Below are 23,759 nucleotides of genomic sequence, written 5' to 3' on the forward strand. Positions count from 1 at the left end.
GGAACAGTGAAATGTCCAAGAAGATTTTCGTAACCGACACCATCCTGCGTGACGCTCATCAATCGTTGCTGGCGACGCGCATGCGTACCGAAGACATGCTGCCGATCTGCGACAAGCTCGACCAGGTCGGCTACTGGTCGCTGGAAGTCTGGGGCGGTGCCACCTTCGATGCCTGCGTGCGTTTTCTCAAGGAAGACCCTTGGGAACGTCTGCGCCAGCTGCGTGCGGCCTTGCCCAATACCCGGTTGCAGATGCTCCTGCGTGGCCAGAACCTGCTGGGTTATCGGCATTACAGCGATGACGTGGTCAAGGCGTTCGTCGCCAAGGCGGCGGTCAACGGTATTGATGTGTTCCGTATTTTCGATGCCATGAACGATGTGCGTAACCTGCGGGTTGCCATCGAGGCGGTGAAAGCGGCGGGCAAACATGCACAGGGCACCATCGCCTACACCACCAGCCCGGTGCATACCATCGAGGCCTTCGTGGCGCAGGCCCGGCAGATGGAAGCCATGGGCTGTGACTCGGTGGCGATCAAGGACATGGCCGGCCTGTTGACGCCTTATGCCACGGGTGAACTGGTCAAGGCGCTGAAGGCCGAGCAGTCGTTGCCGGTGTTCATCCACTCGCATGACACGGCCGGTTTGGCCGCGATGTGTCAGCTCAAGGCGATCGAAAGCGGCGCGGACCATATCGACACGGCGATTTCCAGCTTTGCCTGGGGCACCAGCCATCCGGGCACCGAATCGATGGTGGCCGCGCTCAAGGGCAGCGAGTTCGACACCGGGCTGGACCTGGAACTGCTGCAGGAAATCGGTCTGTATTTCTACGCGGTGCGTAAGAAATATCATCAGTTCGAGAGCGAATTTACTGCAGTCGACACTCGGGTGCAGGTTAACCAGGTACCGGGCGGGATGATTTCCAACCTGGCCAATCAGCTGAAGGAGCAGGGGGCGCTCAACCGCATGAGCGAAGTACTGGCTGAAATTCCGCGCGTGCGCAAAGACCTCGGTTATCCGCCATTGGTAACTCCGACTTCGCAGATCGTCGGTACTCAGGCGTTCTTCAACGTGTTGGCCGGGGAGCGTTACAAAACCATCACCAATGAAGTGAAGCTGTATCTGCAGGGCGGGTACGGCAAGGCGCCGGGGCAGGTGGATGAGAAGCTGCGTCGCCAGGCGATCGGCAATGAAGAACTGATCGATGTTCGTCCGGCCGACCTGCTCAAACCGGAGATGACCAAGCTAAGGGCCGATATCGGCGCATTGGCCAAGTCCGAAGAGGACGTGCTGACGTTTGCCATGTTCCCGGACATTGGCCGCAAGTTCCTGGAGGAACGCGCTGCCGGGACGCTGGCGCCGGAAGTGCTGCTGCCGATTCCCGAAGCCGGAAGCGTGGCGAAGGCAGGCGGTGAGGGCGTACCGACCGAGTTCGTCATTGATGTGCACGGCGAGACTTATCGGGTCGACATCACCGGTGTGGGCGTCAAGGCTGAGGGCAAGCGCCACTTCTACCTGACCATAGACGGCATGCCGGAAGAGGTGGTGTTCGAGCCGCTCAACGAATTCGTCGGCGGCGGGGCCAGTAAACGCAAGCAAGCCCATGCACCGGGCGACGTCAGCACGACCATGCCCGGCAACATCGTCGATGTGCTGGTCAAGGAGGGCGATGTGGTCAAGGCCGGTCAGGCAGTGCTGATCACTGAAGCGATGAAGATGGAGACCGAGGTTCAGGCGTCGGTCGCAGGCAAGGTCGTCGCCATCCACGTCGCCAAGGGCGACCGCGTCAATCCGGGCGAAGTGCTGATCGAGATCGAAGGTTGAGCTGACACCTGCGCATCATCCAAAGGTTTACCTCAGGGAAGCACTCGTGGCTTCCCTTTTTTTATTCTGGCAGGCGGGCCCAGTGGTCACGACTATCGTTCCGCACGCTCCAACGTGGAAATGCAGTTCTGGGCGCCTTGCGTCCTCAGGATCAGCGAAACGCCTCAAGCCCCTTGATCTGTTGCCCGTCAGTGAAGTTATCCACAGCCAGCCAGTTTTCAAATGCCTTTCGTAATTCAGGCCATTCGCTGTCGAGGATCGAGTACCACGCGGTATCCCTGCTCTGGCCTTTGACCACCATGTGCTGGCGGAAGGTGCCTTCGTAGCTGAAGCCGAATCGCTCGGCAGCGCGTTTGGAGCGGGCATTGTTGGCGTTGCACTTCCATTCCAGGCGGCGATAGCCCAGTGCGAAGGCCTCTCTGGCCAGCAGGTAAATGGCTTCGGTGCCTTTGGGCGTGCGTTGCATGGCGGCGCTGAAGGTGACATGACCTATTTCGATTCGCCCGTGGGCAGCGACGATCGACATCAGGCTGATGACGCCCTTGGCCTTATCGGTCTGCTGATCGACCACAGTGTAAAACCACGGATCGGTGGCTGCCTGATGCCCGGCCAGCCACGCATCGAAGGCGCTACGGTCGATGAACGGCCCGTAAGGCAGATAATCCCACAGCTTCGGGTCCGCATTCGGGCCTTCAAATGCCGTCCACAAGTCATCGGCGTGACGCGCGACATCGAGTTTTTCCAGGCGAATGAAACGGCCTGTCAGTGTATGGGGCGTGGGCAATGCAGCGGCTTGCCAGTCCAGCAGGGTGTCAGACATCAGTCACTTCCTGTTTCAGAGTGCTTTGCGAAATTGTATGAGGCCGGGCCGTTCGGCGATTCGCTCGTACAACTGAATGGCCGTGGCGTTGGTTTCGTGGGTCAGCCAGTGCACCTTGTCGCAACCGTCTGCCTTGGCAGTGGCATAGACAAACTCGATCAGTCGCCTGCCGATGCCTGTTCCGCGTTTTTCGGGTGCGACGATCAGATCTTGCAGGTAACAGGCGTTGTTGATGCTCCAGTTGGAGCGGTGGTAGATGAAGTTCACCATGCCCACCGCCTCGTCACCCAGCCAGGCGAGCGCCGAGTGAGTCGGTTCGTTTGGGTCCACAAGGCGTTGCCAGGTGGTGTCGCTGACGCCTTCGGCCAGCTCGGTGTTGTAGAAGCGCAGATAGGCCTGCCACAGAGGCAGCCACGCGTGATGATCGTCGACGCTAACGGGGCGAATTCGCACATCGGTCATGAGCTGCTTCCTTCGCTCATCAAGCGAGCGATCAGTTGGTCATTTGCATCCTGGCTTGCGGCGAGGCCGTCGCGCACACCGGCGATGTCCGCAGCGTTGCGATTCTGACTGAGTTTACGTTTGCCCTGTAGCCGCTGCACCGGAATGGCGAATCCGACAATCGCTCCAAGCATTTTTGCGATGTAGTCCGCCGGCGCATCGTCAATGGACCAGGGTTGCGCCCGGCCGGATTCATGGCGATGGGTCAGGTCAGCCAGCAATTGATGCAAGTGCGCGGCGTCGGTAAAAACCTCGGCCTGCCCATAGGCATGCACGGCCACATAATTCCATGTGGGTACGACCTTGCCGTGCTCTGCCTTGCCTGGGTAGAACGACGGGCTGACGTAGGCATCGCCGCCAGGAAAAACCACCAGTGCTTCGGCGCCGGAGCTCAACTGCTGCCACTGTGGATTGGCTTTGGCCAGATGCCCGTAAAGTGTGCCTCGGGGGCCTTCATCGCGGCGCAACAGCAGCGGCAGGTGGGTCGCCTGCAATCCCTCTGCGCCGTCAGTGACCAGAATCGCCAGGCGCGTCTGCTCCATCTGCTGGTGCAGGCTCGGTGTGTCGTTGTCCTTGAAAGCGGCGGGGATGTACATGGGGAATATCCTTGGCTGATGACCGGATCGTAGGCAAGGCATTGGTCTGATGTAAGATCCATTTTTGATAGTTTCAATAGGGCCAATGCATGCCTGATGTCCCCGTTGCGTTTCCGTCCACGCTCACCGGTATCGCGCTGGACCCGAATCAGGGCCTGAGCAAGCAGCTTTATAGCCTGTTGCGCCAGCAGGTCCTCGATGGGCGCCTGAGCAGCGGCACGCGCCTGCCAGCCAGCCGCGATTTGGCACATTCACTGGGCATCTCCCGTAACAGCGTGATACGGGCCTACGACCAGCTGTATGCCGAGGGCTTCATTGAAGGGCGCGTTGGCGACGGCACGTATGTCGCGCAGCTCTCTGAAGCAAACGCTTCGCCTCGACGGGCAAGCCGTAAAAAACTATCCACCAACTTACCCACAGGTGTATCCACAGGGTTACGCACAGGTTTGTCCACAATCGCGGCTGAAATGCCGTCAGATTCCTCCTGTGAAGTTATCCACAACCCGACACGCGCGCTGCTCGAAAAGCATCGTTTGCATGAACCACCAACGGGTAGGCCGCGGGCCTTTCGGGTAGGCGTACCGGCGTTCGATCTTTTCCCCTTTGCCTTGTGGGGCAAGCTGTATGCCGCTTTTTGGCGCAAGCCGGACCTTGCTCAGCTCGGTTATGGGTCAGCGGCGGGAGACTCGCGGTTACGTGAACTGATTGCGGTCTACCTGCGCTCATCGCGTGGGCTGCATTGCAGTGCTGAGCAAATTGTGATCACCAGTGGTGCACAGCATGCGATCAGCCTTTGTGCACAGTTGCTTCTTGCCCCGGGCGAGGGCGTCGCCGTTGAGAATCCGGGGTATCGGGCGGCCGGTCATGCGTTTGCACTGGCAGGTGCCCGATTGCACGGGGTGGCTGTGGATAACGAAGGCATGCGTTGCGCCGACCTCGAGCAGGCAGACTGCAGCCTGGCCTACGTGACACCTTCACACCAGTACCCGACCGGCGTGGTGATGAGCCTGGCAAGGCGCTTGGAATTGCTGGCCTGGGCCGAGAAACACCAAGGCTGGATTGTCGAGGATGATTACGACGGTGAGTATCGCTACAGCGGTTCACCATTGGCGCCTCTGGCCGCGCTCGACCGCAACGCGCGCGTGCTCTACGTCGGGACGTTCGGCAAAATCGCCTTCCCGGCGCTGCGCCTCGGGTATCTGGTTTTGCCAGAGCAACTGGTGCCGATGTTCAGCCAGCGCAAGGCCGTGGACATGCGCCATACTGAAATTGGCGTTCAGGCGGTCATGGCGCAATTTATTGCGTCGGGTCATTTCCAGCGACACATACGTCGCATGCGGCGCGCGGCGCTCAGTCGGCGCAATGTGCTGCTGGATAACTGGCCTGCCGATATTCCGGGATGCGCGACAATGCCCAGAGGGGTTGCCGGGCTGCATGTCATGGTCAAGGTCGACAGCGTGGCGCGTGAGCAGGCGCTGATTGCCAAGGCCAATGGCGTCGGGGTCGAAATGAATGCCCTGAGTGATTACTGGCTGCCTGATTCCACTGAGCCTGTGGATAACCGGGCCGGGCTGGTGCTGGGGTTTGCCGCAGTGCCCGAGTACGAGATGGTCGAGGCATTGAACAGGCTGCGCGAGGTCTGGTCCGAGTAGTCCCGTTGGCAGGCGTATAATCTGTGCTTTCTGTTACCTGTCCTTGAGATACCCATGAACAACTCTCTTACTGCAACACCCGGACGCAAGTTCGGCGCGCCGCTGGCCGCGCTGTTCCTGCTGCTGATGGGCGCCCAGTTCCTTCTGCTCAGTGTCGGCACCCGTCAGGTGATGCTGTGGATCGTCGGCGCGGCGTTGGGCGTAACGCTGTATCACGCGGCATTTGGTTTCACCTCGGCCTGGCGGGTGTTCATCCGCGAGCGGCGGGGTGCAGGCCTGCGCGCGCAGATGGTCATGCTGGCGGTCGCCGTTGTGCTGTTTTTCCCGGCACTGGGCGCGGGCACGCTGTTTGGCCAGCCAGTCACTGGTCTGGTTGCTCCGGTCGGGATTTCGGTCGTCGTCGGCGCGTTCATTTTCGGCATCGGCATGCAGCTGGGCGGTGGCTGTGCGTCCGGCACACTGTTCACTGCCGGTGGTGGCAATGCGCGGATGCTGGTGACCTTGCTGTTTTTCATCCTCGGCTCACTGATTGCCACCCATCACGTCGACTGGTGGTTTGCCCTGCCTTCGTTCCCGGCGGTGTCGGTGGTCAAAACCTTCGGCGTGCTGCCTGCGCTGCTGGTCAATCTGGCGCTGTTCGGCTTGATCGCCCTGGTGACCGTCAAGCTCGAAAAGCGCCGTCATGGCCAGCTTGAAACGCCGCCAGCCACGGATCATCGCGGTCTGAGTCGTGTGCTGCGCGGGCCGTGGATTCTGGTCTGGGGCGCTGTCGCGCTGGCGCTTCTCAATTACGCAACGCTGGCGTTGGCCGGTCGTCCGTGGGGCATCACCTCGGCGTTCGCGCTGTGGGGTGCAAAAGCGGCCAGCGGGCTGGGCGTAGACGTCGGCAGCTGGGTGTTCTGGCAGAGCGCTGCCAACGCCAAGGCGCTGGCGGCTCCGGTGTGGGAAGACATCACCAGTGTGATGGACATCGGCATCATGCTCGGTGCCTTGCTGGCGGCAGGTCTGGCAGGTCGTTTTGCACCCAGCCTCGATATCCCCACGCGCTCGCTGGTGGCGGCGGTCATCGGCGGCTTGCTGCTGGGCTACGGTTCGCGACTGGCCTACGGCTGCAACATCGGTGCGTACTTCAGCGGTATCGCATCCGGCAGCCTGCACGGCTGGCTGTGGCTGGTAGCGGCCTACGCCGGTAACGTCGTTGGTGTCCGCCTGCGGCCGATTTTCTTCACCGGCGAGCGTCCACAGGTGGCTCTTAATGGCTGCTGAAAACGTCTGAAACCCCGAGACAAGCGGGCCGCTTGCGAACCAACTGCCGGTTTCGTATTCAAAGGCCATGCGGTAACTGTGCGTATGCGGTTCGCTTATTTTTCGATGGGGTGGTTCTTTTGCAGCAAACGATCATTTCGAAAATCCGTTTTCTCGGCAAGACCATCGGCTACGTAGGATGGTCGCTTTTCTGGCTGTTGATCTGGGACGTGATTGTCACGGTCGACTTCATGCTCTACCTGGAACGCAAGATCACCTTGCCGTCCATGCCGTTGACCCTGCTGGGCTCGGCGCTGGTGGTGCTGACCAGCTTCCGCAACTCAAGTGCCTATAACCGCTGGTGGGAAGCCAGGACGTTATGGGGTGCGCTGGTCAACAGTTCACGCAGCTTCGCTCGGCAAGTGCTGACGCTGGTCGAGGATGACGACGGGATCAACCCGGTCAAGGCCACACTGTTGCGTCGCCATGTCGCGTATGTGAAGTGCCTGTCTGCGCACCTGAAGGGCGCCAAATGTGGTGATGAGGTTCAGATGCTGATTCCTCGCGAGGAATTCGAACGTCGTCACGACACCAACAACTTTCCCAACGACCTGCTCAATACGTCGGCTGCGCTGTTGGCCAAGGAGTATCAGGCCGGGCGGCTGGACAGCATTCGTCTGGCACGTCTGGAGTCGACCATGGTGGACATCTCCAATTGCCAGGGCGGCATGGAGCGTATTGCCAATACACCGTTGCCTTATCCGTACGTAGCCTTTCCGCGCCTGTTCATCACGCTGTTCTGCCTTATCGTACCGATTGGTCTGGTGGAGACCCTTGGCTGGTTCACGCCGCTGGCGTCGACGGTGGTGGGTTTCATGCTGTTGGCGATCGAGAAGATCGGTACTGACCTGCAGAGCCCGTTCCGTGCCAGTGAACATGAGATTCAGATGACGGCGTTGTGCGAAAACATCGAGCGCAATCTGGATTCGATGCTCAGGGGCGCGCAGGAAGAATGCAAGGCTTCATGAAGGGGTGAGGCGTCGCGCGAGTGCGTGACGCCTCGGGTAAAGCAGAAGTAGCCGCTTAACGCAGCTCGCCACACAGGTCCAGTTCGACCAGGCGCCGTACTTCCTCGGTCGTCAGGCGTGCGCCCAGCAGCGCATGCAGCTTGCCGAGCGCGGCCTCACGGGTCATGCCACCACCGGAGAGCACGCCTGCACCACGCAGTCGGCTGCCCGCTTCGTAGACATCCAGTTCGACACCGCCCTCATGGCACTGGGTAATCGCGACCACACAGACACCCAGCGCTCGGGCGTTCTCCAGACTGGCCAGAAATTGCGGATCGTCACTTGGGCCTGTGCCGCTGCCGAAGCACTCGAGCACCAGACCGCGGATACCGCTATTGATCAAACCGTCCAGCTGAGCAGCACCGACACCCGGAAACAGTGGTAATACTGCGACCTCTGCCAGTGTCTTCGGCTGGCGATAGTTCAATGCGTCAGGGAGCGAAACCACCGCATGGCCGCCACGCGAGCGTTGCAGCGGTGCGAACGGTTGACGGCCGAAGCTGCGAATTTTCGCGCAGCGTACAGGTGTCATCAGTTGCCCGTGAAAATACAACTGAACGCCTGACACCAGACCCGACCCCAGCGCCAGCAGGGCGCCGTTGACGTTTTCCCAGGCATCGCTGTCCTGCACGCCGGCAGGCAGCATAGAGCCGGTGAACAGCACCGGTGCGCTGAACCCCAGCAACTGGAAGCTCATCGCCGCTGCGCTGTACGCCAGGGTGTCGGTGCCATGCAGAACCAGCACCGCATCGCAACCGTCGACCTCAACCGCCTCGATTACCGCCTCGCGCAGACGCAACCAGTAGGAAGGCGTCATGTTGGCGCTGTCGATCAGCGGCGACATCTCGCGAAAGTGCCACTGCGGCACCACCAGTTCCGGGTGCTCGGCCAGTTGCCCGGCCATTCGCGCTTCGAAACCGGAGGCCGGTGCCAAGCCGTTGGCGCTGGCCTGCATGCCGATGGTGCCGCCGGTGTAAAGAACCATTACGCGTTGGGCTGGTTGTTGTGCGTCATGAGGCATGGCTCTACTCCGGCGTAGTGTCGCGGTGGTTATCGTGCTTCGGGTACAGGCTTGGCTGCCGCTTCGGCGTCCTGTGTCGACTGACGCGTCGGATTGGCCGGCCATGCGTTGCGGTCCAGGTCCAGATCAGGGAACTGGCTGGAATCGAACACCGGCGTCTTGACCCCGGCCCGACGTTGCGCATCGTAGTCGTTCAAAATGCGCTTGACGACTTTGAACAGCATTGCGAGCGCGATCAGGTTGACGAACGCCAGCATGGTCATGGTGATGTCGGCGAACGCCAGTACATCTTTCAGGTCGACGACGGCACCCCACATGATCAACACCAGCACCGCGATACGGTAGATGATGATGGTCTGGATCTTCTCGCCAAACAGGAACCGCAGGCTGTTTTCGCCCAGGTAGTAGTTGTAGAGAATCGAGGTGAAGACGAACAGTGCCAACGCCACGCTGATGAAGATTCTGCCCCAGTCACCGACTACGGCTGCCAGCGAGTTCTGTGCCAGAACGATACCGTTGCCGTCGTAGCCGATGTCGTAGATACCGGACAGAAGAATCAGCAAGGCGGTGCAGGTGCAGATCACGAAGGTGTCGAGGAACACGCTGAACGCCTGAACCACGCCCTGCGCTACCGGGTGCTCGACGTGTGCCACGGCAGCCACGTTGGGCGCACTGCCCAGACCGGCTTCGTTGGCGAAGACGCCACGTTTGACGCCCATCACGATCGCGCTGCCGATCAGGCCGCCGAATACCGGATCAAGGCCGAAGGCGCTTCTGACGATGGTCATCAGCATGCCGGGAACGTGGTCGATCTGCAGGACGATGACGTAGATGGTGACCGCGATGTAGATCAGGGTCTTGACCGGAACCAGCAGGTCGGAAATAGCCGCGATACGCTTGATGCCACCAACGAAGGCCAGGCCCAGCAGCACGACCAGACAGATGCCGGTGGTTCGGGTGTCGACGTTGAACGCGCTTTTCAGCGAGTCGGTCACAGCGTGCGATTGCAGGCCGTTGAAGGCAAAACCGAAGGTCACCAGCAGCAGTACGGCCATGACCATGCCCAGCCAGCGTTTACCCAGACCGTGCTGGATGTAGAACGCCGGACCGCCACGGAACTGGCCTTCGGAATCCTTGCGCTTGTAGAGCTGAGCGAGGGAGCACTCGATGAAGCTGCTGGCCATGCCGACCAGTGCGGTCACCCACATCCAGAACACGGCACCCGGACCGCCGAGCGTGACGGCAATGCCGACGCCTGCGATGTTACCGGCACCGACGCGGCCCGCAAGGCTGAGCATCAGGGCCTGAAACGAACTCAACTGGCCCGCGCTGCTGCGCAGACTGTCGCGAAAAACCGAGAACATGTGGAAAAAGTGTCGAAACTGAACGAAACGCGAGCGGATCGTGAAGTAACTACCCAAGCCTACGATAAGTACGATCAGTACTTTACCGGAGAGAAAGTCGTTAATCATTTCCAGCATTTTTGTTATTCCTCGCTACTTTTGAGGGGGCGCACTATACCGGTGCAAAGTTTTTACGTCTGTAGTCGCTTTCTTGTACGGCTGATTCTTCATTCGCGACGATGAATGAATACTTCCACGGATGGCTCCGCAAAAGTGGTGTGCCGAAGGCTCTGGGTCCAGTGTCGGAGCCCTTTGCTGCGGGCAAAAAAAAGGGTCTGGAGAATCACTCCCAGACCCTCAAAAAATTGAGGGGTGTCTAGGCCCTCAATCTGGTGAGCAGGTTGCGCAGGTCATTCCCTGTCAGGCCTTCAAGGGGGCCAGACGCGGAGCGATCATGTTTTCCGGGCGCAGGATGTCGTCGAGCATGGCGTCGTCGAGCAGACCTTCTTCACGCACCAGTTCCAGCACGCCGCGGCCGGTTTCCAGCGCGATGCGGGCGATACGGGTGGAGTTTTCGTAACCGATGTAGGGGTTCAGGGCGGTGACCAGACCGATCGAATGCTCGACCAGCTCGCGGCAGCGCTGTTCGTTGGCGGTGATGCCGACGATGCAGTGCTCGCGCAGCATGTCCATGGCGCGCTGCAGCAGACGGATCGAGTCGAAGATCTTGTAGGCGATCAGCGGCTCCATCACGTTGAGCTGCAGTTGTCCGCCTTCGGCAGCCATGGTCAGCGACAGGTCGTTGCCGATGATTTCGAAAGCAACCTGATTGACCGCTTCCGGGATCACCGGGTTGACCTTGCCGGGCATGATCGAGCTGCCTGGCTGGCGTGCCGGCAGGTTGATTTCGTTGATGCCGGTGCGCGGGCCGCTGGACAGCAGGCGCAGGTCGTTGCAGATTTTCGACAGCTTGACCGCGGTACGCTTGAGCATGCCCGAGAACAGCACGAAGGCGCCCATGTCGGAGGTCGCTTCGATCAGATCGGCAGCAGGCACCAGAGGCTGACCGCTGATGAGCGCCAGACGATCGACCGCCAGCTTCTGATAGCCGGGGTCGGCGTTGATGCCGGTACCGATGGCGGTTCCGCCCAGGTTCACTTCGGTCAACAGCTCGGGTGCCAAGCTGCGCAGGCGGTTGAGGTCTTCAGTCAGGGTGGTGGCAAAGGCGCGGAACTCCTGACCCAGGGTCATTGGAACGGCGTCCTGCAACTGGGTGCGGCCCATCTTCAGCACATGGTTGAATTCTTCGCCCTTGGCGGCGAAGGCCTGAATCAGGCTGGACAGGCTGGCGAGCAGGGCGTCGTGACCCAGCAGCAGACCCAGACGGATCGCGGTGGGGTAGGCGTCGTTGGTCGACTGCGCCATGTTGACATCGTTGTTGGGGTGCAGGTGTTTGTATTCGCCTTTCTCGAAACCCATGGTTTCCAGAGCGATGTTGGCGATGACTTCGTTGGCGTTCATGTTGGTGGACGTGCCGGCGCCGCCCTGAATCATGTCGACCACGAACTGATCATGGAAGTCGCCGCGGATCAGGCGGGCGCAGGCCTCGCTGATCGCCGCATGCTTGGCGTCATTGAGGTGTCCGAGCTGATGGTTTGCATCTGCTGCCGCCTGCTTGACCATGGCCAGCGCGACTACCAGTTTCGGGTAGTGCGAAAGCGGCACGCCGGAGAGGTGAAAGTTGTTCACCGCTCGCAGGGTCTGGATGCCGTAATAAGCGTTGGCAGGTACTTCGAGAACACCAAGCAGGTCTTTTTCGATGCGCGATGATGCAGGCGAGGACATGATAAAAAAAGTCTCAAAAAGGCACGGACAATGCCGGAACGCCACGAATAGTGGGCTTGCCGTCTTCGATTGACCAATGCTGTTAAACGCTGGCCTATGCAATAACGGCATAATCAGCGCGTGACCTGGATTCCGTTCAGTGCGTAAAGGGGGCAAAATGTCGCACCGGTGCGCTTCTTCGGTCACATTTGCTGCGCCGTCAGGGTATGTATCCGCCTCGCTTCGCCGGGCGTCCCACCAGGACGCTGCAAACTGGTGCCGCAGGGCACGCGCAATTGCCTGTCGAAGCCGTCATCCATTGTCCGGGAGGACCTGATGAATCTGGAAAGCAAATGGCTGGAGGATTTCAGCGCCCTGGCGGCCACTCGCAGCTTTTCTCAGGCCGCCGAGCGTCGCTTCGTGACTCAGCCGGCATTCAGCCGGCGTATTCGCAGTCTTGAGTCGGCATTGGGGCTGACACTGGTCAATCGCTCGCGTACGCCCATCGAGTTGACCGCTGCCGGACAATTGTTTCTGGTCACGGCCCGTACCGTGGTCGAGCAACTGGGCGAAGTCGTGCGTCATCTGCATCACCTGGAAGGCGGGCAGGGCGAGGTCATGCAGGTGGCTGCGGCGCACTCTCTGGCACTGGGGTTCTTTCCGCGCTGGATCGCCCAATTGCGCAACGAAGGGCTGAACATTGCCACCCGGCTGGTGGCAACCAACGTCGGCGACGCGGTGCATGCGTTGCGCGAAGGTGGCTGTGATCTGATGCTGGCGTTCTACGATCCCGATGCCGCGCTGCAGATGGACGCCGAAATCTTTCCCTCGCTGCATTTGGGCCACACCGAGATGTTGCCGGTCTGTGCCGCCGATGCCGAGGGGCGGCCGTTATTCGATATGGAAGGCGAGGGCAGTGTGCCGCTGCTTGCCTATAGCGCCGGGGCCTTTCTCGGGCGGTCGGTGAACCTGTTGTTGCGTCAGCGCAATCTGCGCTTCACGACGGTTTACGAGACGGCCATGGCCGACAGCTTGAAAAGCATGGCGCTGGAAGGGTTGGGGATTGCCTGGGTGCCGCAACTGAGTGTGCGCGCCGAGCTGGCGCGCGGTGAACTGGTGGTGTGTGGCGGACCGCAGTGGCATGTGCCGCTGGAGATCCGCCTGTACCGCTGCGCACTGGTGCGCAAGGCCAACGTGCGCCTGTTGTGGCGCAAGCTTGAAGGTGCGGCGGCGCCAGATTCCCGGTGACAAGCGCCGCTCCTGGCGATGCCGGAGAGCGACCCTGGTCTGCTCAGGGAAATCTGTTCAGATGATCAGCAATGATTTGCTTGTTGGCGTCGCTGTAGACATAGCAATTGGAGCGTATTTTTTCGTGGCTTTCGATGATATTCGTCTGACACCACCATCCCCCCTTATAGATAACCTCTGCGGCCTCATGAGTGCCGCCGAGCATATGGCCCAGCTCGTGCGCGGGGATTGCGAATGTTTCCAGTGAGGCTATGCCTGTGTAGCTTTTGTCGGTGCTGGCGCCCAGAGTCTTTGAGTTGATCCTGTTCTGAGTCAACAGCAGGTACTTGGTGGTCGCGTTGCGCTCCAGGCCGTGGTCGATGACATACCGATCCATCCTGTTTTTCCAGGCGTAATAGGTTTCGTCTACATCGTCGCTCTGATAAGCGAAGTCAGTAAGGCCCGGGACGTCGCGAATGAACGCCAATCGCACATAACGACCCGTGAAGCTTTCCAGATCTTTTATGAGCCAGGCGAAGTAGTCCTGGCGTAGTTCCTGGGTGCCGTGATGTGACGTGTCGTTGTGGAGAACCAGGTACAGGGTCAACGGTTGCCTGGAGGCGCTATTGTTGGCCCATGCCGCATGGCTCAGCGCCAGCGCACATAGCACCAGACAGCTTGTATATTTCTTGATCATCACACTCATCCTTGAGTAGGTGGATTGTGGCCGGGCCGTGTGTAGTCCGGTGCCGGAGATCTAATAGCAACTGGCGTTGACAGGAAATCAGGATCGACATCTATCGCAGTAGCCCTTGTTTGATTAGTGTGCAGTACAAGTGCCGACTCTCTGCCGGATTTTTCCGTGCTGCCTTCCGCTATAAAAACCTGGACGGTTGAGCGTATGGGGGCTGTCATCCTGGCGCTTTGCGGTATACTGCGCGGCCTTTGGCCGGTTAAACCGGTCATTATTCGTACAACAAGCCACGCCGGTTCCCCCGCGTGGCTTGTTGTTTTCAGACGCGCCTGCGGGCGCCCGATGAGAGGCACGACGATGAGCGCACTGGTTGGCGTGATCATGGGCTCCAAGTCCGATTGGTCCACCCTTAGCCACACCGCCGATATGCTGGAAAAGCTCGGCATCCCTTTTGAAGTCAAGGTGGTGTCAGCGCACCGCACACCGGATTTGCTGTTCCAGTACGCCGACGAAGCGGAAGGCCGTGGCATTGAAGTGATCATCGCCGGTGCTGGTGGTGCCGCTCACTTGCCGGGCATGTGCGCTGCCAAGACCCACCTGCCTGTGTTGGGCGTTCCGGTGCAGTCTTCAATGCTCTCGGGTGTCGACTCGCTGTTGTCGATCGTGCAGATGCCGGCCGGTATCCCGGTCGCGACCCTGGCGATCGGCAAGGCGGGTGCAATCAACGCAGCGCTGCTTTCAGCGAGCATCCTCGGCGCAAAGCACCCGCAATTCCACGCAGCGCTGAAGAAATTTCGCACTGAACAGACAGACAGCGTCCTGGACAATCCAGACCCACGCCACGCCTGAGGTGTTTCCATGAAGATCGGTGTAATCGGTGGCGGCCAGCTGGGCCGCATGTTGGCATTGGCAGGTACGCCGCTGGGCATGAACTTCGCCTTTCTCGATCCTGCGCCGGACGCCTGTGCTGCGGCACTTGGCGAGCATCTGCGTGCCGATTACGGCGATCTGGATCATCTGCGTCAGTTGGCGGATGAAGTCGATCTGGTGACCTTCGAGTTTGAAAGCGTTCCGGCCGAGACCGTGGCGTTTCTGTCACAGTTCGTACCGGTCTATCCGAGCGCCGAAGCGTTGCGCATTGCGCGTGACCGCTGGTTCGAAAAGAGCATGTTCAAGGACCTGGGCATCCCGACGCCGGCATTCGCCGATATCCAGTCGCAGGCCGACCTGGATGCCGCAGTAGCCAGCATCGGTCTGCCTGCCGTGCTGAAAACCCGCACCCTGGGTTATGACGGCAAGGGCCAGAAGGTCCTGCGTTCGGCAGCCGATGTGGTCGACACATTCGCCGAGCTGGGCAGCGTGCCGTGCCTGCTGGAAGGCTTCGTACCGTTCAGCGGTGAAGTGTCGTTGATTGCCGTGCGCGCGCGTGATGGCGAGACCCGGTTCTACCCGCTGGTGCACAACACGCATGACAGCGGCATCCTGCGTCTGTCCATCGCCAGCACTGATCATCCTTTGCAGGCACTGGCCGAAGACTACGCCGGCCGCGTCCTGAAGCAGCTGGATTACGTGGGCGTGCTGGCATTCGAATTCTTTGAGGTCGACGGTGGCCTGAAAGCCAACGAGATTGCGCCGCGCGTCCACAACTCCGGTCACTGGACCACCGAAGGCGCCGAGTGCAGCCAGTTCGAAAACCACCTGCGGGCGGTTGCCGGTCTGCCGCTGGGCTCTACAGCCAAGGTCGGTGAAAGCGCCATGCTCAACTTCATCGGTGAAGTGCCCGCAGTGGACAAGGTCATCGCTGTCGAAGACTGCCACCTGCATCACTACGGCAAGGCGTTCAAGGCTGGCCGCAAGGTCGGACACGCCACGGTTCGCAGCGCTGACCGCGCAACGCTGGATCGTCAGGTGAAGTTGGTAGAAGCGCTGATCAAAGGCTGATCAGGCCCACGGCTAGCGTGCCGATGCTCCGCGTTGGCACGCAGTTTCAGGAGACGCCGCGTCCTTTTGCGACGCGGAGCGTCGAGAACTGCATTCCCACGCAGAGCGTGCGCAACGAGCGTTTCTAACTGTCGTGCCGATGCGTCGCGTTGAAGCACTGTTCGAGACGCCCGGCCTCCGTTCAGGTAGGTTCAGTCCCGTCATTCATGAAGAATTCTCCACCCCGAAGCAAACTGGCCATTGCGCCGGAACCATTCCCTCTCGTCGTTCTCAGATAGCAGTAGGTCGGGGCTGCTGTCAGCCCGGGCGTATTCACTTAATACAGAGGGAAATGGCATGGGTATCATTGGAACCATCTTTATCGGCCTGATCGTTGGTCTGTTGGCTCGTTTTCTGAAGCCGGGCGACGACAGCATGGGCTGGATCATGACCATCGTGCTGGGTATCGCCGGTTCGCTTGCAGCCACTTACGGTGGTCAGGCGCTGGGTATCTATCAGGCAGGCGAGGGTGCAGGTTTCCTCGGCGCGCTGGTAGGTGCAATCATCCTGCTGGTTATCTACGGCATGATCAAAAAGAAATAACGCTTAGGCGTCAGCCCTCTGTTTTACAGTGCGCAGAGGGCTAGAATGCTCGGCAACTTTCCACCCCTTTGCCGAGCTTTATCATGCGTCGCTTCCTGTTGATGACTCTTCTGCTGTTATCCGCGCTCTGCGGTCCCGCATACGCCCAGTTGCCGGAAACCGACTGGCTTGAGCTGATGCCCAAGTCCGATCAAAAAGCCCTCGAAGCCATGCCCGAGATTGACCACAATTCTCCGGAAGCCATGGGCACGTTCGACAGCAAGGGTGGACTGAAGCAGAGCAAGGGTTTGCCTGCAGTCATGTATTCGACCAAAACCGTCCCGGCAATGAACGGCAAGACGATTCGTCTTGGCGGCTACCCTGTGCCTCTCGAAACCGACGCCAAGGGCCGCAGCACGCTGTTCTTCATCGTGCCTTATCCAGGCGCCTGCATTCACGTTCCACCACCGCCGCCTAACCAGCTGGTGCTGGTGCGTTACCCCAAGGGTCTGAAACTGGATGATATCTACACACCACTGTGGGTAGAAGGCACCCTGAAAATCGAGAAGGTCAGTAACGACCTTGCCGATGCTGCGTATGCGATGGATGCGTCAAAGGTCCGCGTGGTGGTTGAGTCGGACCTTTGATGGGCTTGATCAATTACTGATCAGAGCGCCTCGCTCCAGATACTCACTCCCAGAACATGCATCTGGTCCGGTGCCAGGGTGACCACGTCGTCCAGCACGTTGGCGGTTTCGACGCAGACCATGCGCTGCCAGCCGTCTGCTGCCATGTCGGTGAACTTGCCGGTCTTCTCGATCCACGGGTTCCATAGGATGGCTGAGTTCGAGCCCGTGCTGCGGATGTGGATGCGTCGCTGCCACTGTGGGTCAACGATGCTGAGCACGCCTGGTGTGTCCTTGTAGATGCGGTCGGTTTCGCCTGTGAAGGTCAGGTCGCCGGTCTGCTCGCGTTCTTCCCAGTTTGCCAGGGTTTCGATGTAACGCAGGCCGTCGAGCCCTTCGACGCTGACCTGACGTACATCGCTGACTGCGAAATAGGTATGCAGCGCCTGGCTGATCACCACAGGCTCAGTGCCACAGTTGTAGCTGACCAGACTGACATTCAGTGCGTGGTCCAGACGAATGCTCAGTTTCAGGGCGACATTGTGCGGCCAGCCCGGCAAGTGGCCTTCGGCCTCGGGAAGGACGAACTCCACCAGCAGTGCATCGCCATCTGCGCCGATACCCAGCAACTGCCAGTCGAGCGCTCGCACTTCGCCATGTGCCTTGGCAGGTTCGCTGCTGTCGCGCATGGCCTGCACGCTTTGCGGGTTGCGCTCCAGATTGCCGAACCACGGCCAGCAGATCGGCATGCCTGCACGAATGGGTTTGCCGCGCTTGAAAACGGCCTCTTCGTTCAGCCACACCAGCGGCTGCTGCCCGGCCACTTGATAGCTGAGGATGTGTGCGCCTTGTTGCGCAACCAGCAGCTCTGCTTCGCCGTGGCAAATACGCCAGCAGTTCAGCTCATCGTAAAGGATGGATTCAACGGTGGGTTCAACCGGGGATGTTGGCATGCAAAGTTCTCACTCAATGACCGTGACGAAAATAGACCGCTTCATGCAGGGCGAGTTTAACCGGGCAGCCAACCTGTAGCCGAGCGACAATTTACCGTCGCGCGGGAACCGAGCGCGTCCGGCCGCTGGCATCTATGGCCACGAATACGAACGCGGCCTCGGTGACCTTGCGCCATTCGCTGGTGAGCGGGTCGTCGCTCCACACTTCGACCATCATCTTGATCGAGGTGCGTCCGACTTCCAGGGTGCGGGTATAGAAGGAAAGCTGTTCGCCGACCGCGACCGGGACCAGAAACGCCATGCGATCGATGGCCACGGTCGCCACGCGGCCACCCGCGACTTTGCTGGCCATAGCTGTGCCTGCCAGGTCCATCTGGGACACCAGCCAGCCACCAAAGATGTCGCCAAAGCCATTGGTTTCGCGGGGAAGGGCGGTGATTTGCAGTGCAAGGTCGCCTTGCGGGGTTGGATCTTCTTGTTCGAGCTCGATCATGCCTAGGGTGCCTCTGACCCATGACTCTCATTATTGTATGTCGCGGTTAACAGGTGCCATTCAAAACCATGAGCATGAACATTATGTGTTCAGCGCCGGTGTGGCCCAAAGGGAAACTCTGCGAAACCCGCTGATTCAGACGTTTTCGCACAACTTCCCAAGGCTGTTGACGACTTGCGAGTATATCGGGCGTTGCGTCATAGAACGACCGTGGGTCTTCATTTTGTGTCAGTGGCAGTTCTGCCATGTGTTTTTTGTAGCAATTTGCTATCTTGCTGGACCTCTACAGGTGACAAGACTGCCTGTACACGCAATTTTGGTGCCTATCTGCGCCGTTGCTCCCGACAATCGCTTCTGCACGGCACCCCGCAGCAGCCAGCGTTGCTGTCGCTCGCCCCTTTTCAAAGAACACGTAAAGAGAAGCCTTGTCATGTCATCTGTTCCTCCAAGTTCCACGCAGCCTGCGCGGCCTTTGACTCGCAGCGATTACAAAACCCTTTCGCTGTCGGCCCTGGGTGGCGCGCTGGAGTTCTACGACTTCATCATTTTCGTGTTTTTCGCGGCGGTGGTCGGCAAACTGTTTTTCCCGGTGGACATGCCCGACTGGCTGCGCATGATGCAGACGTTCGGCATTTTCGCCGCCGGTTATCTGGCGAGACCCCTGGGCGGCATTATCATGGCGCACTTCGGCGATCTGCTGGGGCGCAAGAAAATGTTCACGCTGAGCATTTTCATGATGGCGGTGCCGACCCTGATCATGGGTCTGCTGCCGACCTACGCACAGATCGGCATGTGGGCGCCGATTCTGCTGTTGTTGATGCGCGTCATTCAAGGTGCCGCCATCGGCGGTGAAGTACCTGGCGCGTGGGTCTTCGTGTCCGAGCATGTGCCTGCACGGCGTGTCGGGTATGCCTGCGGCACCCTGACCGCGGGCCTGACAGCGGGCATCCTGCTGGGCTCGCTGGTCGCCACGGCGATCAACAGCATCTATACCCCCGTCGAGGTATCGGATTACGCATGGCGTATCCCTTTCCTGCTGGGTGGCGTGTTCGGCCTGATGTCGGTGTATCTGCGTCGCCTGCTGCATGAAACGCCGGTGTTTGCCGAGCTGCAACTGCGCAAGGCACTGGCCGAAGAGGTGCCGCTCAAGGCGGTACTGCGTGATCATCGTGGCGCCGTTGCGCTGTCGATGCTGATGACCTGGTTGCTGTCTGCCGGCATCATCGTCGTGATCCTGATGACACCGACCATCCTGCAAACCATCTATGGCTTTCCGGCCGCTACCGCGCTGAAAGCCAACAGCCTGGCGATTGTCTTCCTGAGCGTGGGTTGCATCGCTGCGGGCGCGCTGGCGGATCGTTTCGGCGCAGGCTGGGTGTTTCTGCTGGGCAGCGCAGGTTTGCTGGTCAGTTCCTGGACGTTCTATCACATCCTCGGCAGCCATCCGGAAGTGCTGTTCCCGCTGTATGCCGTGACCGGTCTGTTCGTCGGTACGATCGGCGCAGTTCCTTACGTCATGGTCAAGGCATTCCCGCCTGTGGTGCGCTTCTCGGGGCTGTCGTTCTCCTACAACCTGGCGTACGCGATCTTCGGCGGTCTGACGCCGATGGTCGTGACCTTCATGCTCAAGAGCAGTCCGATGGGGCCGGCGTGGTACGTCGCGATCCTCTGCGGTCTGGGCATGGCCATCGGTGTGTTTTTGCTGAGCCGAAAGCGCTGATCATCAGCCGCTGCTGAATCGCTCGGGCACCGCTACAGCCAAAGGCTATCTACCTGCACAGGTCGATAGCCTTTTCATCTTATTGTCATAATCAATTCATAGAGTAGTCATAAGACTGGCCCAAAAAGGCTCGTGGACACCTACACACCCTGCCAGGAGCGCAAGGATGACACTCAAGCGTTTGATGACTGCACTGACATTGGTTGCCGCCGGAGTGACGGCAGCCAATACGCTGGCTGCGGTCGACCCTGCCATCCAGGCCTATACCAGGACCTCCGGTGTGTCGGGCAATCTCTCCAGTGTCGGCTCCGATACCCTGGCAAATCTGATGACCCTGTGGGCCGAGGCCTACAAGAAAGAATACCCGAGCGTGAACATCCAGATTCAAGCGGCCGGCTCCTCCACGGCGCCACCCGCGCTGACCGAGGGCACGGCCAATCTGGGCCCGATGAGCCGCAGGATGAAGGACGGCGAGCTGTCGGCTTTCGAGCAGAAACATGGCTACAAGCCCACTGCCATCCCGGTCGCGGTGGATGCTTTGGCAGTTTTTGTGCACAAGGACAACCCGATCAAGGGCCTGACCCTGCAGCAAGTGGACGCGATCTTTTCCGCGACCCGCCTGTGCGGCGCCAGGGCAGATGCGAAAACCTGGGGCGATGTCGGCGTGACCGGCGATCTGGCAGGGAAACCGATCCAGTTGTTCGGTCGTAACTCAGTGTCGGGTACCTACGGTTATTTCAAGGAAGAAGCGCTGTGCAAAGGCGACTTCAAGGCCAACGTCAACGAGCAGCCCGGCTCTGCTTCGGTGGTCAGCGCGATCAGCAATTCGCTTAACGGCATCGGTTATTCGGGCATCGGTTACAAGACATCCAACGTCAGAACTGTGCCGCTGGCGAAGAAGGAAGGGGGCGAGTTTGTCGAAGACAGCGAAGCCAATACCCTGAACGGCAGTTATCCACTGTCGCGCTTCCTTTATGTCTACGTGAACAAGGCGCCGAACCAGCCCTTGGCGCCGCTCGAGGCCGAGTTTGTAAAACTGGTGCTGTCGAGGCAGGGCCAGGAAGTGGTGATGAAGGACGGTTACATCCCGCTGCCCGCCCGTGTCGTCGAGAAGACGCTGGCCGATCTTGGCCTGCAGGGCGCGGGCGGCGTGGCGGTAAAGTAGTCACGTACGCGTTGGAGCGGGGCTCAATGGACTGGCCTGCATACAAATTGAACAGTCCGCCGCCGGTTTCGCAGGCAGCGGGCTTTCTTGCGTCACCTTGCTGTAATGTTTCTGTCATACAAGGCGTCTACGGTGTGTGCGCATGAATGAGCTGTTCAAATCGACGATGAACCAGAGCTCGCCTCCAGCGCGTATTGATTTCAATACGCCCGCGATGGTGCGCAAGCGTCGTGTCCGTGCGTTTACCGACCGGCTCACTCACTGGTACGTCGCCATTGGCGGCCTTGCCGTGCTGGCTGCCATTACGCTGATCTTTTTCTACCTGGCCTATGTCGTTGCGCCGCTCTTCAAAGGCGCCAGCCTGACCGCCGAACCTGCGCTGAATACCGCCTGGCTGCAGGATGCCGGCGCTCCGCTGATGATTACCATCGAAGAGCAGAACCAGATCGGCATGCGCATTTCCGACAAGGGCGAAGTGGTCTTTTTCAACAGCGAGGACGGCGCAGAGCTGCGGCGCATTGCCTTGCCGCTCCCTGCGGGCGTGTCCGTTGCGTCCATCGGCAAGGATCAGCCCGGCGCGCCCTTGATAGCCCTGGGTTTGTCCAACGGTCAGGTGCTGGTGTTCAGGCACTCTTACCTGACGACCTACCCGAACGATCAGAAAACCATCACCCCGAGCGTGGCCTGGCCTTACGGCGAAGCGCCCCTGGTACTGGATGAGGCCGGGCGTGCGGTCGAGCATGTCACCGTCAGTGCCGATGGCGACAGCCTGAAGCTGGCAGGGTCTACCGGCACTCAGTTGCATGTCATCTCGCTCGAACAGAAAGAAAACATGATGACCGGCGAGATGACCCGCGAGCAGACGCGTGTCGAGTTGCCGCAGATGTCCGCAGCGGTCAAGGCGATCTACATCGACCCGCGTCAGCAATGGTTGTATGTCATCAACGGGCGCGCGCAGGCGGATGTGTTCAGCCTGCGCGATCGCAGCCTCAATGGCCGCTATAAATTGCTGGAAGACGGCAACGCCGAGATCACGGCGAGCGCTCAACTGGTCGGCGGCATTTCGCTGATCATCGGCAACTCGAAGGGCAGTATGTCCCAGTGGTTCATGGCCCGGGACACTGACGGTGAGCAGCGCCTGATGCGCATCCGCGATTTCAGCCTGGGCAGCGCACCGATCGCGCAGATCAAGGCCGAGCAGCGCCGCAAGGGGTTCATCGCTCTGGATGCTTCCGGCAAGCTGGGCGTATTTCACAGCACAGCGCACCGCACCCTGCTGATCGACAAGGTCGCCGAGGGGCCCGGTATTCTGGCGTTATCGCCACGCGCCAACCGGATTCTGATTGAAAGCGCTGGCAAGCTGCTGCCGCTGACGCTGGACAACCCGCACCCGGAAGTCTCCTGGAGTTCGCTGTGGGGCAAGGTCTGGTACGAGAATTACGATGAACCCAAATACATCTGGCAGTCCACGGCGTCCAACTCCGACTTCGAGCCCAAGCTGAGCTTGGCGCCGTTGACCTACGGCACGCTGAAAGCGGCGTTCTACGCCATGCTGCTGGCCGCGCCGCTGGCCGTGGCTGCCGCGATTTACACCGCCTACTTCATGGCCTCGGGCATGCGCCGCAAGGTCAAGCCGGTGATCGAATTGATGGAAGCAATGCCGACGGTGATTCTCGGCTTTTTTGCCGGATTGTTTCTGGCCCCGTATCTGGAAGGGCATCTGCCCGGCATCTTCAGCCTGTTGCTGCTTACGCCGATCGGCATTTTGCTGGTGGGCTTTTTCTGGACCCGCCTGCCTGATTCGTTTCGCTTGCGTATTCCCGATGGCTGGGAAGGCGCGATTCTGATTCCGGTCGTGCTATTGGTGGGCTGGTTTTCACTGAGCATGAGCCCGCATCTGGAGAACTGGTTCTTCGCGGGTGACATGAGCACCTGGATTCGTGACCACCTGGGTATCACCTACGATCAGCGCAATGCACTGGTAGTTGGCATCGCCATGGGATTCGCGGTGATCCCCAACATTTATTCGATTGCCGAAGACGCCGTGTTCAGCGTGCCGCGCAGCCTGACGCTGGGTTCGCTGGCACTGGGCGCGACGCCGTGGCAGACCCTGACGCGGGTGGTGATTCTGACCGCCAGCCCCGGCATCTTTTCCGCCTTGATGATCGGCATGGGCCGGGCCGTGGGGGAAACCATGATTGTGCTGATGGCGACCGGTAACACGCCGATCATGGACATGAACCTGTTTGAAGGCATGCGTACGCTGGCGGCCAATGTCGCGGTGGAGATGCCGGAGTCGGAAGTGGGCGGCAGCCATTATCGGGTGCTGTTTCTCGCGGCGTTGGTGCTATTGATGTTCACCTTCGTGATGAACACCCTCGCAGAGCTGATTCGTCAGCGTCTGCGCAAGCAATACTCGTCGCTGTAAGGAAGGTAGGCGTTGGTGAAGCGGAACTCCCTCAGGAACTGGTTCAAAAGTGGCGCCCCCGG

At 59.9% G+C, this 23,759-nt stretch carries 21 protein-coding genes; 12 read left to right on the forward strand and 9 right to left on the reverse strand.

Translation table 11 applies throughout. The annotated features are described in order from the left end of the window. Window positions 1-11 precede the first annotated feature (11 nt). Window positions 12-1,820, forward strand: a complete 1,809-nt coding sequence (oadA, locus tag BT119_RS08405; RefSeq protein WP_003432826.1) for a sodium-extruding oxaloacetate decarboxylase subunit alpha — start codon at window positions 12-14, stop codon at window positions 1,818-1,820. A 151-nt stretch (window positions 1,821-1,971) separates the two neighbouring features. Here oadA and BT119_RS08410 read toward each other — a convergent pair whose 3' ends face one another. The 3 genes from BT119_RS08410 to BT119_RS08420 are packed head-to-tail and all read right to left on the reverse strand — an operon-like array spanning window position 1,972 to window position 3,737. Then, window positions 1,972-2,640, reverse strand: a complete 669-nt coding sequence (locus tag BT119_RS08410; RefSeq protein WP_054082254.1) for a GNAT family N-acetyltransferase — start codon at window positions 2,638-2,640, stop codon at window positions 1,972-1,974. A gap of 15 nt (window positions 2,641-2,655) precedes the next feature. Then, a complete protein-coding gene (locus BT119_RS08415; RefSeq protein WP_003367956.1) occupies window positions 2,656-3,102 on the reverse strand; it encodes a GNAT family N-acetyltransferase in 447 nt (148 codons plus the stop codon). After that, entirely contained in the window at window positions 3,099-3,737 is a 639-nt protein-coding gene (locus tag BT119_RS08420) for an FMN-binding negative transcriptional regulator (protein WP_003367958.1), read from the reverse strand. The genes BT119_RS08415 and BT119_RS08420 overlap by 4 nt, the downstream gene beginning before the upstream one ends. 89 nt (window positions 3,738-3,826) lie before the next feature. Here BT119_RS08420 and BT119_RS08425 point away from each other — a divergent pair, with 89 nt between their 5' ends. From BT119_RS08425 to BT119_RS08435, 3 genes are all read left to right on the forward strand, one after another. Beyond that, window positions 3,827-5,389 carry a MocR-like pyridoxine biosynthesis transcription factor PdxR gene (locus BT119_RS08425; RefSeq protein WP_072365330.1) on the forward strand — a complete coding sequence of 521 codons (1,563 nt, stop codon included), beginning with the start codon at window positions 3,827-3,829 and terminating at the stop codon, window positions 5,387-5,389. A 54-nt stretch (window positions 5,390-5,443) separates the two neighbouring features. After that, window positions 5,444-6,655 carry a YeeE/YedE family protein gene (locus BT119_RS08430; protein ID WP_003432829.1) on the forward strand — a complete coding sequence of 404 codons (1,212 nt, stop codon included), beginning with the start codon at window positions 5,444-5,446 and terminating at the stop codon, window positions 6,653-6,655. 119 nt (window positions 6,656-6,774) lie between these two features. Then, window positions 6,775-7,662, forward strand: a complete 888-nt coding sequence (locus BT119_RS08435) for a bestrophin family protein (protein ID WP_003316074.1) — start codon at window positions 6,775-6,777, stop codon at window positions 7,660-7,662. 55 nt (window positions 7,663-7,717) lie between these two features. Here BT119_RS08435 and BT119_RS08440 read toward each other — a convergent pair whose 3' ends face one another. The 3 genes from BT119_RS08440 to aspA all read right to left on the reverse strand — a co-directional run bounded on the left by BT119_RS08440 (window position 7,718) and on the right by aspA (window position 11,910). Then, on the reverse strand, window positions 7,718-8,722 hold the full coding sequence (locus BT119_RS08440) for an asparaginase (protein ID WP_003432830.1): 1,005 nt from the start codon (window positions 8,720-8,722) through the stop codon (window positions 7,718-7,720). A 29-nt stretch (window positions 8,723-8,751) separates the two neighbouring features. Next, window positions 8,752-10,203: an alanine/glycine:cation symporter family protein gene (locus BT119_RS08445; protein WP_003367965.1), complete on the reverse strand. Its 1,452-nt coding sequence runs from the start codon at window positions 10,201-10,203 to the stop codon at window positions 8,752-8,754. Between the two features lie 282 nt (window positions 10,204-10,485). Then, window positions 10,486-11,910, reverse strand: a complete 1,425-nt coding sequence (aspA, locus tag BT119_RS08450; RefSeq protein WP_003432831.1) for an aspartate ammonia-lyase — start codon at window positions 11,908-11,910, stop codon at window positions 10,486-10,488. 315 nt (window positions 11,911-12,225) lie between these two features. On the opposite strand from aspA, the gene BT119_RS08455 reads away from it, so the two are divergent. Then, entirely contained in the window at window positions 12,226-13,137 is a 912-nt protein-coding gene (locus BT119_RS08455; RefSeq protein ID WP_003367967.1) for a LysR substrate-binding domain-containing protein, read from the forward strand. A 43-nt stretch (window positions 13,138-13,180) separates the two neighbouring features. Here the strand turns inward: BT119_RS08455 and BT119_RS08460 are convergent, their stop codons facing one another. Then, window positions 13,181-13,813: a zinc metalloprotease gene (locus tag BT119_RS08460; protein ID WP_072365332.1), complete on the reverse strand. Its 633-nt coding sequence runs from the start codon at window positions 13,811-13,813 to the stop codon at window positions 13,181-13,183. 354 nt (window positions 13,814-14,167) lie between these two features. Here BT119_RS08460 and purE point away from each other — a divergent pair, with 354 nt between their 5' ends. The 4 genes from purE (at window position 14,168) to BT119_RS08480 (ending at window position 16,959) form a co-directional block, all read left to right on the forward strand. Next, the gene (gene purE / locus BT119_RS08465) at window positions 14,168-14,659 is read left to right on the forward strand and encodes a 5-(carboxyamino)imidazole ribonucleotide mutase (RefSeq protein WP_003340324.1); all 492 of its coding nucleotides are present in this window, start codon (window positions 14,168-14,170) and stop codon (window positions 14,657-14,659) included. Between the two features lie 9 nt (window positions 14,660-14,668). Then, window positions 14,669-15,751, forward strand: a complete 1,083-nt coding sequence (locus tag BT119_RS08470) for a 5-(carboxyamino)imidazole ribonucleotide synthase (protein ID WP_003349746.1) — start codon at window positions 14,669-14,671, stop codon at window positions 15,749-15,751. Window positions 15,752-16,087: 336 nt separating this feature from the next. Then, window positions 16,088-16,333 (forward strand): GlsB/YeaQ/YmgE family stress response membrane protein, encoded by a 246-nt coding sequence (locus BT119_RS08475; RefSeq protein WP_002555896.1) that lies wholly within the window; start codon window positions 16,088-16,090, stop codon window positions 16,331-16,333. An 83-nt stretch (window positions 16,334-16,416) separates the two neighbouring features. Next, entirely contained in the window at window positions 16,417-16,959 is a 543-nt protein-coding gene (locus BT119_RS08480) for a DUF3299 domain-containing protein (protein WP_003367971.1), read from the forward strand. Window positions 16,960-16,979: 20 nt separating this feature from the next. Here BT119_RS08480 and BT119_RS08485 read toward each other — a convergent pair whose 3' ends face one another. Both BT119_RS08485 and BT119_RS08490 read right to left on the reverse strand, forming a co-directional pair. Continuing rightward, a complete protein-coding gene (locus BT119_RS08485; protein WP_003432833.1) occupies window positions 16,980-17,891 on the reverse strand; it encodes a D-hexose-6-phosphate mutarotase in 912 nt (303 codons plus the stop codon). Between the two features lie 91 nt (window positions 17,892-17,982). After that, a complete protein-coding gene (locus BT119_RS08490; protein WP_003316086.1) occupies window positions 17,983-18,384 on the reverse strand; it encodes an acyl-CoA thioesterase in 402 nt (133 codons plus the stop codon). A 430-nt stretch (window positions 18,385-18,814) separates the two neighbouring features. Between BT119_RS08490 and BT119_RS08495 the strand changes: the two genes are divergently transcribed. The 3 genes from BT119_RS08495 to BT119_RS08505 all read left to right on the forward strand — a co-directional run bounded on the left by BT119_RS08495 (window position 18,815) and on the right by BT119_RS08505 (window position 23,697). Continuing rightward, window positions 18,815-20,104 (forward strand): MFS transporter, encoded by a 1,290-nt coding sequence (locus BT119_RS08495; RefSeq protein ID WP_003432834.1) that lies wholly within the window; start codon window positions 18,815-18,817, stop codon window positions 20,102-20,104. 166 nt (window positions 20,105-20,270) lie between these two features. Further along, window positions 20,271-21,269, forward strand: a complete 999-nt coding sequence (locus BT119_RS08500) for a phosphate ABC transporter substrate-binding protein PstS (protein ID WP_003367977.1) — start codon at window positions 20,271-20,273, stop codon at window positions 21,267-21,269. A 142-nt stretch (window positions 21,270-21,411) separates the two neighbouring features. Then, the gene (locus BT119_RS08505) at window positions 21,412-23,697 is read left to right on the forward strand and encodes an ABC transporter permease subunit (RefSeq protein ID WP_175550557.1); all 2,286 of its coding nucleotides are present in this window, start codon (window positions 21,412-21,414) and stop codon (window positions 23,695-23,697) included. The last annotated feature ends 62 nt before the right edge of the window (window positions 23,698-23,759 follow it).

Origin of the sequence: Pseudomonas sp. NFACC10-1 (genome assembly GCF_900119195.1) — a bacterium.
In the GTDB taxonomy this organism is placed as follows: domain Bacteria; phylum Pseudomonadota; class Gammaproteobacteria; order Pseudomonadales; family Pseudomonadaceae; genus Aquipseudomonas; species Aquipseudomonas cerasi.

Excerpts from the sequence above, each read along its gene's own strand:
- aspA (WP_003432831.1), bottom strand. The coding sequence starts at position 11,910 with ATGTCCTCGCCTGCATCATCGCGCATCGAAAAAGACCTGCTTGGTGTT.
- BT119_RS08500 (WP_003367977.1), top strand. The coding sequence starts at position 20,271 with ATGACACTCAAGCGTTTGATGACTGCACTGACATTGGTTGCCGCCGGA.
- BT119_RS08470 (WP_003349746.1), top strand. The coding sequence starts at position 14,669 with ATGAAGATCGGTGTAATCGGTGGCGGCCAGCTGGGCCGCATGTTGGCA.
- BT119_RS08445 (WP_003367965.1), bottom strand. The coding sequence starts at position 10,203 with ATGCTGGAAATGATTAACGACTTTCTCTCCGGTAAAGTACTGATCGTA.
- BT119_RS08475 (WP_002555896.1), top strand. The coding sequence starts at position 16,088 with ATGGGTATCATTGGAACCATCTTTATCGGCCTGATCGTTGGTCTGTTG.
- BT119_RS08410 (WP_054082254.1), bottom strand. The coding sequence starts at position 2,640 with ATGTCTGACACCCTGCTGGACTGGCAAGCCGCTGCATTGCCCACGCCC.
- BT119_RS08425 (WP_072365330.1), top strand. The coding sequence starts at position 3,827 with ATGCCTGATGTCCCCGTTGCGTTTCCGTCCACGCTCACCGGTATCGCG.
- BT119_RS08415 (WP_003367956.1), bottom strand. The coding sequence starts at position 3,102 with ATGACCGATGTGCGAATTCGCCCCGTTAGCGTCGACGATCATCACGCG.
- BT119_RS08420 (WP_003367958.1), bottom strand. The coding sequence starts at position 3,737 with ATGTACATCCCCGCCGCTTTCAAGGACAACGACACACCGAGCCTGCAC.
- BT119_RS08440 (WP_003432830.1), bottom strand. The coding sequence starts at position 8,722 with ATGCCTCATGACGCACAACAACCAGCCCAACGCGTAATGGTTCTTTAC.
- BT119_RS08490 (WP_003316086.1), bottom strand. The coding sequence starts at position 18,384 with ATGATCGAGCTCGAACAAGAAGATCCAACCCCGCAAGGCGACCTTGCA.
- BT119_RS08495 (WP_003432834.1), top strand. The coding sequence starts at position 18,815 with ATGTCATCTGTTCCTCCAAGTTCCACGCAGCCTGCGCGGCCTTTGACT.
- BT119_RS08460 (WP_072365332.1), bottom strand. The coding sequence starts at position 13,813 with ATGATCAAGAAATATACAAGCTGTCTGGTGCTATGTGCGCTGGCGCTG.
- oadA (WP_003432826.1), top strand. The coding sequence starts at position 12 with ATGTCCAAGAAGATTTTCGTAACCGACACCATCCTGCGTGACGCTCAT.
- BT119_RS08455 (WP_003367967.1), top strand. The coding sequence starts at position 12,226 with ATGAATCTGGAAAGCAAATGGCTGGAGGATTTCAGCGCCCTGGCGGCC.
- BT119_RS08430 (WP_003432829.1), top strand. The coding sequence starts at position 5,444 with ATGAACAACTCTCTTACTGCAACACCCGGACGCAAGTTCGGCGCGCCG.
- BT119_RS08480 (WP_003367971.1), top strand. The coding sequence starts at position 16,417 with ATGCGTCGCTTCCTGTTGATGACTCTTCTGCTGTTATCCGCGCTCTGC.
- BT119_RS08485 (WP_003432833.1), bottom strand. The coding sequence starts at position 17,891 with ATGCCAACATCCCCGGTTGAACCCACCGTTGAATCCATCCTTTACGAT.
- BT119_RS08505 (WP_175550557.1), top strand. The coding sequence starts at position 21,412 with ATGAATGAGCTGTTCAAATCGACGATGAACCAGAGCTCGCCTCCAGCG.
- purE (WP_003340324.1), top strand. The coding sequence starts at position 14,168 with ATGAGCGCACTGGTTGGCGTGATCATGGGCTCCAAGTCCGATTGGTCC.